Raw genomic sequence first — 14664 nt, 5'->3', positions numbered from 1 at the left:
AGATGGCGCCGGATAGATACAAACTCTACTTCTTGAACACAAAGTATACTGCAAGGATCAGACAGACAAAAGCAGCAAAATGGTTCCATTTCAACTCCATCTTAAAAGCTATCATCGAAAACACGGTGAATACGGAAAGCGTTATTACTTCCTGTATCACTTTAAGCTGCATAATGTCGAACGGCCCGCCACTATCGCGAAATCCTAAGCGATTGGCAGGTACCTGCAGGCAGTATTCGAAAAAAGCGATTGCCCAACTAAAAGCTATGACGCCTATCAGCGGTAAAGAAGCAAACCAACTGAACTCTTCGCGCATCTTCAGATGCCCATACCAGGCAAATGTCATGAAGATGTTCGAAAAAACCAACAATACAATCGAATAAATTCCTTGTGTAAACATTTTGAACAATTAATAATTAACAATTAATAATTAATATCCGCATTTGCCTGATTGCCGTAGGGGCGTATTGCATACGCCCGGATGCATCAACTTATCCACGTGAACGCTTTCGGGCGTATGCGATACGCCCCTACAGTGGCTGTTTGCGGATTCAATAAAAATATCTCTGTGTCTCCGTGCCTCTGTATTCAGATTTCAATTATTACTCCGCGTCTTTGCGCCTCTGCGTTCAGCATAAACCGGAAGCAAATCCGCTTGAACATTCGTCATGCTGTTCCAAAGACTATAACGGGCTTCGGGGTTCATACGCTCCAGTGTACGCAACACTTCCTTCATATTGGTACGGTGTGAATCTTTCTCATAAGGACAATTCTTCAACTGCTTATGATATTCACGGATGCGTGCCAACTCCGACAACTCTGCTTCGTGTACCAGACATAACGGACGAATAATCGTCATGTCAAACTTGCGCATCACCAGCCGCGGAGGCATTGTACTGAAAGCCCCCTGAAATGTCATATTCATTAAAAGAGTTTCCAGAATATCGTCCTGATGATGTCCTAGGGCAATTTTATTACACCCCTGTTCTTTTGCTATTGTAAACAAAGCTTTCCGCCTGTTCCACGAACAAAGGAAACAAGGTGACTTGCGAGTATCAGTCGAGGGGTCGAACGAAGTTTCATAGCTCACGAAAGGCACACCCAATCCTTCGGAGAATGTACGGAGGTAGTCCGTATCCGACTCATAGGCAATATTAGACATCACTACATGCGCTGCGATTACTGAAAAGCGAGGTTTATAGATGCGAGACCGCTTGGCTAGCAATTCCAGCAGAGCAAGCGAATCTTTTCCACCCGAAAGTCCCACCAGTATCTTATCGCCTTCATCTATCAACCCATATTCCACTACTCCTTTATTAAACCTCCGGTTGATGGTATGTATCAGTTTTTCTTCTTTTCCCATATATTTATAGTTGACAAGGAGACAAGTTGACAAGGGAATCAGGTTCTACATAGCTTGAGTATTTAGAAGCTGTTTTGAATTTCTCCAAAAAGTTTTTCTTGGCTTGATGTATCCGTTTTCGTGTGTGCTTTGGGCGATTTTTTGGTCCTTTTCGCTCCTGTTCTTCGTCAGATAGCCCGCTATCTTCCTCATCACAGAAGCGGAAATGCCTCAAAAACTCATCCCAAATCATCGCACGATAAATTCAAAACAGCTTCTTAAAACCTTATCAACTCGTCACCTTGTCAATTTGTCACCTTAAAATCCGGGCACAAAAGTACATCAATTTAGCGACTCTAAAAAAAGAAATGGAAAATATGCTTCGAATTTCAAAGAAAGTTTGTACTTTTGAGAAAACAACACGAAGAATACACATGAACAGAAAAAAACATATGCTTGCCGCCCTGCTCCTTGCCCTAACGTGCGGAGGGACGGTGTACGCCCAAACTTTGAACCAGGCAAAAGAATGGTTTAACGAAGGCAAGTTCGCCGAAGCCAAACCCGTATTCGAGAAACTGGTGAAACGTGCCCCTTCGAATGCCAATTACAATTTTTGGTACGGGGCATGTTGCTTCGAAACCGGAGAATTGGCGGAATCACAACCCTATCTTGAGAAAAGCGCAGCCCGGAAAGTGATTAACGCCTACCTCTATTTAGGCAAGCTTTACTACACCCAATACCGTTTTGACGATGCGGTAGAGAACCTGGAAGAGCACATCATGTGGCTGGAAAAGAAAAAACAAGATACAGAAGAAGCTGAACGGATACTCTCGAAATGCCGGTTAGCGGCGCGTATGCTACGTGGTACGGGACGGGTGACCGTAATAGATAGTTTTGTTGTGGATAAAACCTCGTTTCTTTCTGCCTATAAACTGAGCAAAGCTTCGGGAAACATTGAAATGACCGATAACGGAGAGGGTGCCATCTATACCAATGAATGGGGAGACAAGACCCTCTTTCCGCAAACCGACGAGGAAGGAAAATTCCACCTCTATTCACGCATGAAACTTATTGACCGCTGGAGTGCCCCTCAGCCCTTGCAAGGGATAAACAAAAGCGGATACAGTCAGAATTTCCCGTTCCTTGATTCGGACGGCATCACCCTTTATTATGCAGCAGAGGACGAAGAAAGCCTGGGGGGCTACGACATTTTCATCACGCGCTACGACTCGGACGAGAACACGTACCTGCGCCCCGATAACATCGGCATGCCGTTCAACTCGCCGGCGAATGACTATATGTATGCCATCGATGAAGTGAACCGCCTCGGCTGGTTCGCGTCCGACCGCTACCAGCCCGAAGGCAAGGTATGCGTCTACGTGTTCGTCCCCAACGAATCGAAAGAAGTGTACGACTATGAGACCTCCGACCCTGAGGACATCATTGCCCTTGCCAGCCTGAAGGAAATCAGGAAAACACAAACCAGCGGCAATGTGGTGCGGAACGCCAGACAACGCCTGGCACAAGTAATGTATGCCGAAGACACAAAGAAAAAGAAAGGTGATTTTCGCTTTGTAGTGGATGACAATGTCATCTATCACCGTCTTTCCGACTTCGCTTCGAAAGAGGCACGCGAGCAATTTCAATCATATCTTCAGAAAGAAAAAGACCTGACCGATCTTCAGACTTCGCTGGAGAACCTGCGTACGGCATACCGCGAAAGCAACCAGACGGGAAAAGAGCAGCTTGCCCCAGGTATCTTAGACAAAGAGCAGCGCGTAAAAGCTTTGCGGGATGAAATTACGGTTCTTGAGAAGAAGATACGGAATACAGAATTAAGTAAATCAAAATAATTATGGAAATACTTATCATCATCGCGCTTATCGTGGCAGGACTGATACTCTTCCTTATCGAAGTGTTCCTCGTGCCGGGCATTACCCTTGCAGGCATCGCGTCGGCATGCAGTCTGCTCTATGCCATTTATTATGCCTTCAGCGACATGGGTATGCAAGCGGGATTCGTCACGCTGGGCATCGTGGTTCTCGGCATCATCGGCATCACCGTATGGGTGATGCGCTCGAAAACGGTTGACCGGCTCTCCTTGAAGAAAGAACTCAATTATCAGCACAACCCATTAAGAGACATTCAGATAAAGGCGGGCGATTGTGGCATATCCACCACACGCCTCACGTTGATAGGGAACGCTGACATCAACGGACATCTCATCGAAGTGCAATCCGCCGACGGTTTCATTGATGAAGGCACTCCTATCGAAGTGACCCGCATCGATAATAACACGGTATACGTAAAACGTGCCGGAAACTGATTTATTCACTTTAAAATAAATACACTATGGTTCCTCCTCTCTATTTGCAAATTATTACTGTAATCGGAATTGTCATCATTTTGGCGGTATTCTTCCATTACGTTCCCTTCTTCCTTTGGCTTTCCGCCAAAGTATCGGGCGTACGCGTATCATTGGTACAGCTTTTCCTGATGCGCATCCGTAACGTGCCTCCCCATGTCATCGTGCCCGCCATGATAGAAGCCCACAAGGCGGGGCTGAACACCATCACCCGTGATGAACTGGAAGCCCACTACATGGCAGGCGGACACGTGGAGAAAGTGGTGCACGCGCTGGTATCGGCATCGAAAGCCAACATCGAGCTTTCCTTCCAGATGGCAACGGGCATCGACCTTGCCGGACGTGACGTATTCGAGGCGGTACAGATGTCGGTCAACCCGAAGGTGATTGACACGCCTCCTGTGACCGCCGTGGCAAAAGACGGCATCCAGCTCATCGCCAAAGCCCGCGTAACGGTGCGCGCCAACATCCGCCAGCTGGTGGGAGGCGCAGGCGAAGATACCGTCTTGGCACGCGTAGGCGAAGGCATCGTATCAAGCATCGGCTCGTCCGAGAATCATAAGTCGGTACTGGAAAACCCCGACTCTATCTCGAAGCTCGTGCTCCGCAAAGGGCTGGACGCCGGTACCGCTTTTGAAATCCTCTCTATTGATATAGCCGACATCGATATAGGCCGTAACATCGGGGCTGCCCTCCAAATGGACCAGGCAAACGCCGACAAGAACATCGCCCAAGCCAAAGCGGAAGAACGGCGTGCCATGGCGGTCGCGCTGGAGCAAGAAATGAAAGCCAAGGCGGAAGAGGCCCGTGCCAACGTGATTCAGGCAGAAGCCGAAGTGCCCAAGGCCATGGCAGACGCTTTCCGGAGCGGGAACCTCGGCATCATGGACTATTACCGCATGAAGAACATACAGGCGGATACCGACATGCGGAACAGCATCGCCCAGCCCGACCAGCATCCCGCGGGAGGCGAGCCGATAGGAAAATAGAATCTCACATTCTCACCACAGATTACACAGATTTTCAATTGATAAATGGAACGCAGAAACGCAAAAACGCGAAAGAAAAATCTGTGTAATCTGCGGTAAAAAAACACGACTACTATGCAAACGAAAACTTACTTTCCCCCATCCGAACTTATCATCAACGAAGACGGTTCGGTGTTTCATCTTCATGTGCGTCCCGAACAGCTTGCCGACAAGGTGATACTGGTGGGCGATCCCGGACGGGTGAACCTGGTCGCTTCGCACTTCGACACGAAAGAGTGCGACATCCAGAGCCGCGAGTTTCATACCATCACCGGAACATACCAAGGCAAGCGTATCACCGTGGTCTCTACGGGTATCGGATGCGACAACATCGACATCGTGCTCAACGAACTGGACGCACTTGCCAACATCGACTTCGGGACACGTGAAGAGAAAGACAGCTTGCGCCAACTGGAACTGGTACGTATCGGTACGTGCGGAGGGCTTCAACCCTATACACCCGCAGGCACTTTCGTCTGCTCGGAAATCTCCATCGGCTTCGATGGGCTGCTCAACTTTTACGAGGGGCGGAATGCCGTAAGCGACCTTCCTCTGGAACGCGCCTTGCTAAACCACCTGGGATGGACAGGAAACCTCTGCTCCCCCACTCCATACGCCGTGCATGCCAATCACGAATTAGTGGAACGCATCGCAAGAAACGATATGGTAAGAGGAATCACCGTGGCATGCGGCGGATTTTTCGGCCCTCAAGGCAGACGCTTGCGCATCCCTCTTGCCGACCCCCGCCAGAACGAGAAAATAGAGAGTTTTGAGTACAAAGGACAGCATATTACCAACTACGAAATGGAAAGTTCCGCCATAGCCGGCCTCTCCCTTTTGCTTGGGCACAAAGCCACAACGGTATGCATGGTCATAGCCAACCGGGTAAAGCAAGAAGCCAATACGGGTTACAAGAACCAAATAGACGACCTTATCCGTGTCGTGCTTGAACGGATTTGATTTTTTATCCTTAATTACAATGGAAGCTAATTTCAAACAAGACCACATTACAGACAAAGCGGAACGCTACAAAACGTTTCTCCGCCAGTTTGCCCCCCTTATCGAGGGTGAAACACATGAAATAAGCGTACTCGCCAATACATGCGCCGCCCTGAAGGAAGCTTTCGGCTTCTTTTGGGTAGGATTTTATTTAGCGGAAAACGATGAACTCGTATTAGGGCCTTTCCAAGGAAGCGTGGCGTGCTATCGCATCAAGAAAGGACGGGGCGTGTGCGGAACCGCCTGGGAACGGATGCAGACATTGGTTGTGCCCGACGTGGAACAATTCCCCGGACACATTGCCTGCAGTTCGCTCTCGCGTTCGGAAATCGTAGTGCCTCTTATTGTCCAAGGCGAAGTAAAAGGCGTGCTCGACATTGATTCAGACCTTCCGGCGGCTTTCGATGAAACCGATAAGCTGTACCTTGAACAAGCGGTCCGGATACTTGCCGGCACCTTATATAATCATAGCAGACAATCCATATGAACCACCAAGATACCATTTGTGCCATAGCCACTGCCCAAGGAGGAGCGATAGGCATCGTTCGCGTGTCCGGTCCCGATGCCGTGACATTAACCGGCCGTATTTTCACCCCCATAGGCTCAACCGTCCCTCTGACGGAGCGCAAGCCCTACACCCTTGCCTTCGGGCATATCAAAAACAGCAAAGGAGAAATTATCGACGAAGTGCTGGTCTCTGTCTTCCGTGCCCCCCATTCCTATACGGGCGAAGATGCCACCGAAATTTCGTGCCATGGCTCGGCGTATATCCTCCAGCAAGTGATGCATTTGCTCATCGGGCAAGGATGCCGTACGGCAATGCCCGGCGAATATACCCAGCGCGCCTTCCTGAATGGGAAAATGGATTTGAGCCAGGCGGAGGCAGTAGCAGACCTTATCGCCTCTACGTCTGAAGCTACCCATCGCCTGGCCATGAATCAGATGCGCGGAGGTTTCAGCCGAGAACTGGCAAAGCTGCGCAACCAGCTCCTTCACCTCACTTCGCTTATGGAGCTGGAGCTGGATTTCTCCGACCATGAGGAACTGGAATTTGCCGACCGTACAGAATTGCAGGCTCTTGCCGCACAGATAGAACAGCTCATCTCTCATTTGGCTAACTCTTTTCATGCGGGCAACGCAATCAAGAATGGCATTCCTGTAGCCATCATAGGCGAGACCAATGCCGGCAAGTCTACATTGCTTAATGCCTTGGTAAAAGAAGAACGCGCCATAGTAAGTGACATCCACGGCACCACGCGCGACATTATTGAAGATACGATAAGCTTAAACGGAATCACTTTCCGTTTCATCGATACTGCCGGCATCCGCCAGACACAAGACACGATAGAAGCATTAGGCATTGAGCGCAGCTTCCAAGCCATCGACCGGGCACAAATCGTAATTCTCGTATGTGACAAATCACAAGGAGAATCAGCCTTTCAAGCATTCTACCGGCAAGTGGCCGGCCGCCTTGAAGGCAAACAAGTCATCGTAGCCCTTAACAAATGTGACTTAGCGGACACTCCCACCTTCCTCTCTCCACAAGGAACAGTCATTGAGATATCCGCCAAGAAAGGACAAAACATCATCGCCCTGCAAGAAAAGCTGGTGGAACTTGCCGCTCTTCCAGACATCCAGACCGGCGATGTCATCGTAACGAATGCCCGCCACTATGAAGCCCTCATCCATGCCCTTGCGGCTATCCGGCGCGTGCAAGAAGGATTGTCCACAAACCTCTCCGGCGATTTCATCTCGCAAGACTTGCGCGAATGCATCTTTCATCTGAGTGATATTGTAGGAGATGTAACGACAGATGAAGTGCTTGGAAGTATTTTTGAGCATTTTTGCATCGGAAAGTGATTGCGCATAACTGACTGCAACGAATTAGAACCAACTATAACGAAGCCGCTGTAAATCAGCGGCTTTTTTATTTGTCCAAAATCCGGCTGACAGTAGTCGGAGACAGTTGTTCACCCTATTTTTCTACCGTATTTCTACCACGAAACAAATCGAGATTTGACCCCGATGTCACACTGACGCAGTAGTTGACGTGTGTTGACAATGGTTTACGTGAGTAGACAAAAAGGGAAATTATCCAAGCTGTAAAAAGCTCATGTTTAACGAAAATATGGAGGACAAACGACATGGAAGTAAAAAGAATCTGCCAATGGTGCGGTAAGCCTTTTATTGCGCAAAAGACCACCACAAATTATTGCAGTCCGCAATGCTCTAAAAGAGGTTACAAACACCGCATGAAAGAGCGGAGAATGGAACTACGGCAAATTCAGGAAATGGTTGAAGTAAAGAAAAAGCTGGAGAGTCAGGAATACTTCACTTTTTCCCAAACGGCCAAACTGATGGGTGTCTCCCGTCAGTATGTTTACAAGTTGGTGAAAGAAGACAAACTCCGTGCTTCCCGACTGAGTTCGAGAATGTCTCTCATCCGCAGAAGCGACATCGAATTGATGCTGAAAACAAAACCCTACGAAAGCGTCAAGCCCAAAGATGATGTCGACATTACCGAATACTATACCGCCGAACAAATAGCGGAGACATATAAGGTAAACACCAAATGGGTATGGACATACACCAGAGAGCATGATGTTCCAAAGGTTAAAATTCGCCAGTTCAACTATTATAGCAAGAAACACATTGATGCGGTATTTGCCAAGTACAAGACGGACGATGCCCTGACGGAATGGTACACTCCCGAAGAGATTGAGAAGAAGTACGGCATGACACGGGTCGCCATCCGCTCTCATGTCTATCGCAACAACATACCTTCAAAGAAAGAGCACGGGCAGATATTCTACTCCAAACTTCATTTCGACCTGTCCAAACAGACCGCCGAAGAGGATTCATCAGAATATTACACTGTGCAGGAAGCCATGAAGAAATACAACCTCACACGGGATTCGGTTTACGGCATCTTGCAATTCCACGAAATCAAACGGGAGAAGAAGGGCCGCTTCGTGCGCTTTCTGAAAGTGGAATTTGACCACATCATGGGAGCCCGTTAGTGGCTAAATGCAACCGACTGTAATTATCTGGAAATTATTTCCTGCTGATTACGGTCTGCATAACATCATTAAAGATTTTCGCAGCAAAAGTCAGTTATAACCATTTAATATTCATCATTATGTCAGAATGCAAAACAGTTACATTGAGGACACGCCCTTTGAAGAAAGGTATGCTGTCTTTCTACCTTGATTATTATCCGGGCTACCGGGATCAGGAAACGATGAAGACCATCCGGCATGAGGGATTGAACATTTATATCTATGCCAATCCGAAGAACCAGCGTGAACGCGACTTCAACGCCGCCATGTCGGAAAAGGCGGAAGCCATCCGGTGCCGGAGGTTCGAAGCTATCGTAAATGAACGGTATGATTTCTTTGACAAGCATAAGTTCAAATCCGATTTTCTGGAATATTACCGCAAGCAACTACGCAAACACGACCCAAAATGGGCGTTTGTGTACCAGCACTTCTACAACTTCGTTCATGGCAAATGTACTTTCGAAGAGATTGATATCGACCTTTGCAATAAATTCCGTGAATACCTGCTTAACGCAAGGCAGCTAAAGCGGAACAGGCCGGTTTCAAGAAACTCCGCTGCGGGTTATTGGTCTACATTCAGAGGATTCCTGAAGATCCTCTATCGTAACAGGATGATCAAGACCAATGTCAATGACTTTCTGGACAAGATTGAAACAGAAGATATCGCAAAAGACTATCTGTCGGTCGAAGAACTATACAGACTGGCCGAGACACCATGCAAGATACCTGTTCTGAAAACCGCTTCCCTCTTTTCGTGTCTGACCAGCCTGCGGCTCAGTGATGTGCTTTCCCTTTGCTGGGAAGAAATCGTTGACTTTGCCGCCGGAGGAAAATGTGTTCATACCATCACGCAAAAAACAAAGACAGAGGACATCATCCCGATAAGCGATGAAGCGTTGAGACTGATAGGTTACAGTTCGGAAAAGACAGGACTGGTTTTCAAAGGGCTGAAACGGAGTTGGACACAACATCCGATGAAAGAATGGATCCGTTCTGCCGGAATCACGAAGGACATAACTTTCCACTCATATCGTAGAACATTCGCCACCTTGCAAGCTGCTGCAGGGACAGATATCCGTACCATTCAAAGCATGATGGCTCACAAGTGTATTACTACCACGCAACGCTATATGAAAGTCGTGGACAGCAACAAGCGTGAAGCGACCACTAAAATCACTTTGACGAGGAAGGGCTGACCAGCTTGTCATTGCCCCATTTTTATCGGTTAGAATATGATTTTCAGCGCAAAATCATATTCTAACCATATTTTTTCTTAATTCCCGATTGATTTTCTATCGTTATTTATTACTATCTGCAAACGGGCATCTAATTTTGTCGTAGTAAAATTTCAAATAACGATAGTCTATGGCAGATAACAACAGACACACCATCAAAAAAGTAAGCATTGTCCTTAGTGTGATATGCATCATTTTCGCAACAGTTGCCACAATATTGCATAAGAATCATCAGATTGACTTAATTAGCTACTCCGCCCCATTTGTAATTGGAACGGTAGTGACAATCCTAACATGCGCTGCACTACAACGCCTGTTCTGCTCACTGCTCGCCAAAAACTATCTTTCTTTTGGCTGGAATACTTCTATCAAGACAGAAGCCGTTGCATTGAAGATAGATATAGACAACCTCGATGAATTCTCGCAACCAGACAATACAGCCAGTACGGTCAATGTTGTAGTGCAGAGACCTTCCTATCTTGAAAAATATGACGCACGGATGGAAGAACTGGAGCGTACCAAAAGAGAAAAGCGGACTGCAATAGTCAGCACCATTCATGACTATACTACATATATAATGGCAGAGTTTTTCACCAAAGAAGAACTTGAAACGCTCCATGAGAACATAGATGCTTTGGCTTACGGACAACCGGAATTATACAAACCAATCCGTTCTAAAGACGATAATCCCATCAAGTCTCCGGCACTAAGGCATTTTGCATGGAATATCGGAGAGAGACTTGATATTCCGCTAATCGACAGGGCAAAATTCATAAAAGAAATATTCCCACACGAACTGGGAAACGCAACAATCGAATATCTTTCCAAGAACCTCCGCGACTCTGTTACAAGCAAAATCAAGATTGATGTGCCTGAAAACGAAGACTACCGGTTTGACTGCATGAGGAATTTTGCTGACGAGAAAATTAGTTCCTGCTGATTATAGTCTGCGTAATATCATTGGATTGGTTTGCAGCATGTTAAACAATTAAATCGTTTAGTCATGCTAAAAGAAAACCTTACATTCAATGACCTGCCGGAAATGGTAGGCAGACTGTGTGAAAAGATTGAGAGTTTAGAGAATACTCTGAAGGAAAGTCTCGCCAAAGAGCCGCCAGTCAAAGAAAATCTTCATGTTCCCATGACCGTGGAAGAAGTATGCAGCTATCTCGGAATATCTAAGTCATCCTTCTATTACAAAGCCAAGCACGGAGGGATTCCTACCATTAAACAGGGCAAGCACCTGTTTGTCTATCGGGACGAACTGGACAAATGGTTGGAGACCGGAAGGAAAGGCCAGGTGCCACTGAGCATTGAGGAAGAACACGAGCAGATACTCGCTGCGACAAGACATAAGGCAAAACCAAGAGAGTTGTAGGAATATGGAAAAGATGAACAACAATATTCCTACCCCGGAGGAACTGAAAGCTTACATAGACGAATCGGTCATCAGCGTAACCGGGACATACGAGCAATCTGCTTCCGTGCTGATGGTGGATGATTCCGTAATCGGGACTCTGGGGAACTTCAGCGCATCCATCGGGAAAGCCAAAAGCAAAAAGACCTTCAATGTCTCGGCCATCACTGCGGCTGCTCTGATAAATGGCACTGTGCTGCATTACCGAGCCTGCTTCCCGGAAGATAAAAGGAAGATTCTCTACATTGACACGGAACAGGGTAAGAACCATTGCCAGATTGTTCTGAATAGAATCCTAAGACTGGCAGGACTACCGAAAGGTAGTGATGCTGACAATTTGAAGATGCTGGCACTCCGAAAATATTCGCCCGAAATAAGAATGGCAATAACAGAACAGGCAATCGGCATGATACCCGACTTGGGACTGGTCATCATCGATGGTATCCGGGATTTCGTCTATGACATCAATTCACCCGGAGAGTCCACCGAAGTAATATCCAAACTCATGCGATGGACTGACGACAGGCAGATACACATCCATACCATCCTGCATCAGAACAAGAATGATGAACACGCACGGGGACATGTCGGCACAGAACTGAACAACAAGGCGGAAACCATCATGCAGATTGAAGCGGACAAGGACGACAAGTCTATAAGCGTGGTAGAAGCCCTGCATATCCGTGACCGTGAATTTGAGTCTTTTGCTTTCCGGATAAACGATGAATGCCTGCCCGAAACGGTGGAGTTCTACCAGCCACAGAAACGACAGGCAGGACGACCATCCAAAGAGCCATTCGACCCTTACAAGGAAATCCCGGAGGATATGCACCGTTCCGCTCTAAACGCCGCTTTTGAGGACGGTAATATCAACGGCTATGACAACTTGCTCGAACGGCTGAAAGATGGCTACGGACGACAAGGAATAAAATTGGGACATAATAAGGCAGTTAAGCTCGCTACATTCTTGAGCAACATGCGTATGGTTGTAAAAGAGGGCAAGGAATACAGGTTCAACCGAGATTTCCATTATTGAGCCGATACCGCAAAACGCCATTGGTGTGACATTTTTTTTGTGACATTTCCCGGCTTTACTTTATTGCCGGGGTGTAGATATGAGAATAAAGCAAAGTGATGGCAGGTTTCACCATGCAGGTGCAATCTGCCATTTTCCTTTTGTATGTACGCTGGCATCCGGACAGACCCCGTGCTGTTTGAGATGTGGTATCAATCCATTCCGGGCTTGCCCGTGTGCCAGTAGAACTCCGTAGGGGGAGCCTAATACCCCACTAGCCTTTCGGCGGCGGGATGCGTTCCACTTGAAACAGCAAGCTGGGCATGGGAAAATCGTTGTCGAATTTGGACATGCACAAAAGATTCTATCTCTCGTATTGCCGACTATGACAACTTATATTTTGCTTATAGCTCAGCAGAAGAACAGGTCAGGAGTTTAACCAAGTTATAATTTCGAGGAACTGTTACTTTAGGGCAAAAACACATCAAAGATACCCATCGTTATCTAAGCGGAAAATCGTCACCAAAGCATACGGATTTATTCGGCAGGACATTGTACAATTCAACACCATGACTATTGGATATGATGTTGATTTTGTCTCCCCTATTTTCGAACATGGTTTGCCGTGCCGATACCCAAACTCTCTATCGGAACCAAGCCGGGAATATCCAATGCGTATACCGTATCCTCACCTACAAAGATTCGCTTATGTTATGGCAGATTTCTATCATGGGCTTTGGTAAACAAGATTTCCTCGACTGGATAATCTTTGCCATAAATGCACTTTGAGAATCCGACAAACACTGATACGACATCTGGCAGAGTTAGTTGATGCATCTGCACAATATGTTCAAATCAACAATGTCTGAAAACCATCTCCATAATTTACTCAAACTAGGCAGTAGTGTATTAGGAACAGATGAAAAATCAGATTAAATCTGGTAAATCTTATAAACATAGTAATGACCCGTCAACCCCAAACAGTAATGGATGACGCATATCTGTACATACGCCCCATTATGAGAATGTGCCGTTTGAGGTGCCAAGTAATTGGACATGGACGACTTTAGGAGAAATATTCACCTTACAAGCCGGTAAAAATATTACAGCGAAAGATATTTCTGCTAAACAAGATACAGCCCATTGTTATCCCTGCTATGGTGGAAATGGACTCAGAGGATATGTTGGCAGCTATAATAAAGAAGGGCATTTTCCTTTAATTGGAAGACAGGGTGCATTATGTGGTAATGTAAATGAAGCCAATGGGAAATTTTATGCAACCGAACATGCAGTAGTCGTTGATACATATTGTAAAACAAATATTCCTTGGGTCATAAATACATTGTTGTATTTGAATTTAAATCAATATGCTACTTCTACGGCACAACCAGGATTGTCTGTCAGTACAATTAATGAAGTCATGATTCCTGTTCCTCCATTAAAAGAACAACAGAGAATTTCTCAAAGTATAGAAAATTGGTTTGCTTTGATAGATCAAATAGGGCATAGCAAAGCGGAATTGCAGATAACAATCAAGCAAGCAAAAAGCAAAATCCTTGACTTGGCAATTCACGGTAAGCTTGTATCCCAAGACCCGAATGATGAACCTGCCATCGAACTGATGAAACGTATAAATTCTGACTTCACACCTTGTGATAACGGGCATAGCAGGAAGTTACCCCAAAATTGGTGCTGGGCAAAAGGAATGTTTATTTTTTCTCCAATGAAGTCTGTACAACCCACAGGAGAAACGTTCCAATATATTGATATTGATTCCATTGATAATGTCCGACAAACTGTTAAGGAGACAAAAGTCATAAAAAGCAGTAATGCGCCAAGTAGAGCTAGCCGTTATACTCAAAAAGGTGATGTAGTTTTCTCAATGGTTCGTCCATATTTACGTAATATAGCTAAAGTTTGTTTTAATGATTGTATAGCATCAACAGGATTTTATGTCTGTAGTCCATTGGATATGCTTCATCCAGAGTTCTGTTATTATCTAATGATTTCTGATTATGTGGTAAATGGATTAAATCAATTTATGAAAGGGGATAATTCTCCATCCATTAAAAAAAGGGATATTGATAATTGGTTATTTCCTCTACCTCCTTTTGCCGAACAACAGCGTATCATCGCTAAAATAGAAGAGTTATTTTCAACTCTTGACAATATTCAAAAAGCCTTAGAAGCGTGATATAATACGC

At 46.1% G+C, this 14664-nt stretch carries 16 protein-coding genes; 13 read left to right on the top strand and 3 right to left on the bottom strand.

Features of this window, described 5'->3' with window-relative positions:
- Window positions 1–25: 25 nt before the first annotated feature.
- The 3 genes from B5F25_RS09305 to B5F25_RS21670 form a co-directional block, all read right to left on the bottom strand.
- Window positions 26–400, bottom strand: a complete 375-nt coding sequence (locus B5F25_RS09305; protein WP_022040898.1) for a DMT family protein — start codon at window positions 398–400, stop codon at window positions 26–28.
- A gap of 195 nt (window positions 401–595) precedes the next feature.
- Window positions 596–1363, bottom strand: coding sequence for an ATP-binding protein (locus tag B5F25_RS09300; protein WP_087208148.1), 768 nt, complete (start codon window positions 1361–1363; stop codon window positions 596–598).
- Between the two features lie 4 nt (window positions 1364–1367).
- Entirely contained in the window at window positions 1368–1595 is a 228-nt protein-coding gene (locus B5F25_RS21670) for a hypothetical protein (RefSeq protein WP_162614387.1), read from the bottom strand.
- Between the two features lie 181 nt (window positions 1596–1776).
- Here B5F25_RS21670 and B5F25_RS09295 point away from each other — a divergent pair, with 181 nt between their 5' ends.
- The 13 genes from B5F25_RS09295 to B5F25_RS21155 all read left to right on the top strand — a co-directional run bounded on the left by B5F25_RS09295 (window position 1777) and on the right by B5F25_RS21155 (window position 14654).
- The gene (locus B5F25_RS09295; protein WP_087249144.1) at window positions 1777–3195 is read left to right on the top strand and encodes a tetratricopeptide repeat protein; all 1419 of its coding nucleotides are present in this window, start codon (window positions 1777–1779) and stop codon (window positions 3193–3195) included.
- Between the two features lie 2 nt (window positions 3196–3197).
- The gene (locus B5F25_RS09290; protein ID WP_022040901.1) at window positions 3198–3668 is read left to right on the top strand and encodes an NfeD family protein; all 471 of its coding nucleotides are present in this window, start codon (window positions 3198–3200) and stop codon (window positions 3666–3668) included.
- A gap of 26 nt (window positions 3669–3694) precedes the next feature.
- A complete protein-coding gene (floA, locus tag B5F25_RS09285) occupies window positions 3695–4696 on the top strand; it encodes a flotillin-like protein FloA (RefSeq protein ID WP_022040902.1) in 1002 nt (333 codons plus the stop codon).
- Window positions 4697–4810: 114 nt separating this feature from the next.
- A complete protein-coding gene (locus B5F25_RS09280; protein WP_013616587.1) occupies window positions 4811–5695 on the top strand; it encodes a nucleoside phosphorylase in 885 nt (294 codons plus the stop codon).
- A gap of 19 nt (window positions 5696–5714) precedes the next feature.
- Window positions 5715–6221 carry a GAF domain-containing protein gene (locus B5F25_RS09275; RefSeq protein WP_087249142.1) on the top strand — a complete coding sequence of 169 codons (507 nt, stop codon included), beginning with the start codon at window positions 5715–5717 and terminating at the stop codon, window positions 6219–6221.
- Window positions 6218–7594 (top strand): tRNA uridine-5-carboxymethylaminomethyl(34) synthesis GTPase MnmE, encoded by a 1377-nt coding sequence (mnmE, locus tag B5F25_RS09270; RefSeq protein WP_087249140.1) that lies wholly within the window; start codon window positions 6218–6220, stop codon window positions 7592–7594. The genes B5F25_RS09275 and mnmE overlap by 4 nt, the downstream gene beginning before the upstream one ends.
- A gap of 284 nt (window positions 7595–7878) precedes the next feature.
- Window positions 7879–8754 (top strand): helix-turn-helix domain-containing protein, encoded by an 876-nt coding sequence (locus B5F25_RS09265; protein WP_087249138.1) that lies wholly within the window; start codon window positions 7879–7881, stop codon window positions 8752–8754.
- 119 nt (window positions 8755–8873) lie between these two features.
- Entirely contained in the window at window positions 8874–9989 is a 1116-nt protein-coding gene (locus B5F25_RS09260) for a site-specific integrase (RefSeq protein ID WP_087249136.1), read from the top strand.
- Between the two features lie 169 nt (window positions 9990–10158).
- Complete coding sequence (locus B5F25_RS09255; protein WP_087249134.1) at window positions 10159–10968, top strand: hypothetical protein; 810 nt, start codon at window positions 10159–10161, stop codon at window positions 10966–10968.
- Between the two features lie 63 nt (window positions 10969–11031).
- On the top strand, window positions 11032–11406 hold the full coding sequence (locus B5F25_RS09250) for a helix-turn-helix domain-containing protein (protein WP_087249132.1): 375 nt from the start codon (window positions 11032–11034) through the stop codon (window positions 11404–11406).
- A 4-nt stretch (window positions 11407–11410) separates the two neighbouring features.
- Entirely contained in the window at window positions 11411–12481 is a 1071-nt protein-coding gene (locus B5F25_RS09245) for an AAA family ATPase (RefSeq protein ID WP_087249130.1), read from the top strand.
- A 561-nt stretch (window positions 12482–13042) separates the two neighbouring features.
- The gene (locus B5F25_RS09240) at window positions 13043–13249 is read left to right on the top strand and encodes a hypothetical protein (protein WP_087249128.1); all 207 of its coding nucleotides are present in this window, start codon (window positions 13043–13045) and stop codon (window positions 13247–13249) included.
- A 238-nt stretch (window positions 13250–13487) separates the two neighbouring features.
- A complete protein-coding gene (locus B5F25_RS21155; RefSeq protein WP_162614386.1) occupies window positions 13488–14654 on the top strand; it encodes a restriction endonuclease subunit S in 1167 nt (388 codons plus the stop codon).
- Window positions 14655–14664: the final 10 nt, after the last annotated feature.

The organism is Bacteroides sp. An19, assembly GCF_002160215.1.
Classification (GTDB): domain Bacteria; phylum Bacteroidota; class Bacteroidia; order Bacteroidales; family Bacteroidaceae; genus Phocaeicola; species Phocaeicola intestinalis.
Note: the sequence above shows the minus strand (reverse complement) of the source record. Positions and strands in the feature narration are given on the sequence as shown.

What these genes read in the sequence shown, in the direction of transcription:
- B5F25_RS09305 (WP_022040898.1), bottom strand. Translation starts at nt 400, where the DNA reads ATGTTTACACAAGGAATTTATTCGATTGTATTGTTGGTTTTTTCGAAC.
- B5F25_RS09300 (WP_087208148.1), bottom strand. Translation starts at nt 1,363, where the DNA reads ATGGGAAAAGAAGAAAAACTGATACATACCATCAACCGGAGGTTTAAT.
- B5F25_RS21670 (WP_162614387.1), bottom strand. Translation starts at nt 1,595, where the DNA reads ATGATTTGGGATGAGTTTTTGAGGCATTTCCGCTTCTGTGATGAGGAA.
- B5F25_RS09295 (WP_087249144.1), top strand. Translation starts at nt 1,777, where the DNA reads ATGAACAGAAAAAAACATATGCTTGCCGCCCTGCTCCTTGCCCTAACG.
- B5F25_RS09290 (WP_022040901.1), top strand. Translation starts at nt 3,198, where the DNA reads ATGGAAATACTTATCATCATCGCGCTTATCGTGGCAGGACTGATACTC.
- floA (WP_022040902.1), top strand. Translation starts at nt 3,695, where the DNA reads ATGGTTCCTCCTCTCTATTTGCAAATTATTACTGTAATCGGAATTGTC.
- B5F25_RS09280 (WP_013616587.1), top strand. Translation starts at nt 4,811, where the DNA reads ATGCAAACGAAAACTTACTTTCCCCCATCCGAACTTATCATCAACGAA.
- B5F25_RS09275 (WP_087249142.1), top strand. Translation starts at nt 5,715, where the DNA reads ATGGAAGCTAATTTCAAACAAGACCACATTACAGACAAAGCGGAACGC.
- mnmE (WP_087249140.1), top strand. Translation starts at nt 6,218, where the DNA reads ATGAACCACCAAGATACCATTTGTGCCATAGCCACTGCCCAAGGAGGA.
- B5F25_RS09265 (WP_087249138.1), top strand. Translation starts at nt 7,879, where the DNA reads ATGGAAGTAAAAAGAATCTGCCAATGGTGCGGTAAGCCTTTTATTGCG.
- B5F25_RS09260 (WP_087249136.1), top strand. Translation starts at nt 8,874, where the DNA reads ATGTCAGAATGCAAAACAGTTACATTGAGGACACGCCCTTTGAAGAAA.
- B5F25_RS09255 (WP_087249134.1), top strand. Translation starts at nt 10,159, where the DNA reads ATGGCAGATAACAACAGACACACCATCAAAAAAGTAAGCATTGTCCTT.
- B5F25_RS09250 (WP_087249132.1), top strand. Translation starts at nt 11,032, where the DNA reads ATGCTAAAAGAAAACCTTACATTCAATGACCTGCCGGAAATGGTAGGC.
- B5F25_RS09245 (WP_087249130.1), top strand. Translation starts at nt 11,411, where the DNA reads ATGGAAAAGATGAACAACAATATTCCTACCCCGGAGGAACTGAAAGCT.
- B5F25_RS09240 (WP_087249128.1), top strand. Translation starts at nt 13,043, where the DNA reads ATGATGTTGATTTTGTCTCCCCTATTTTCGAACATGGTTTGCCGTGCC.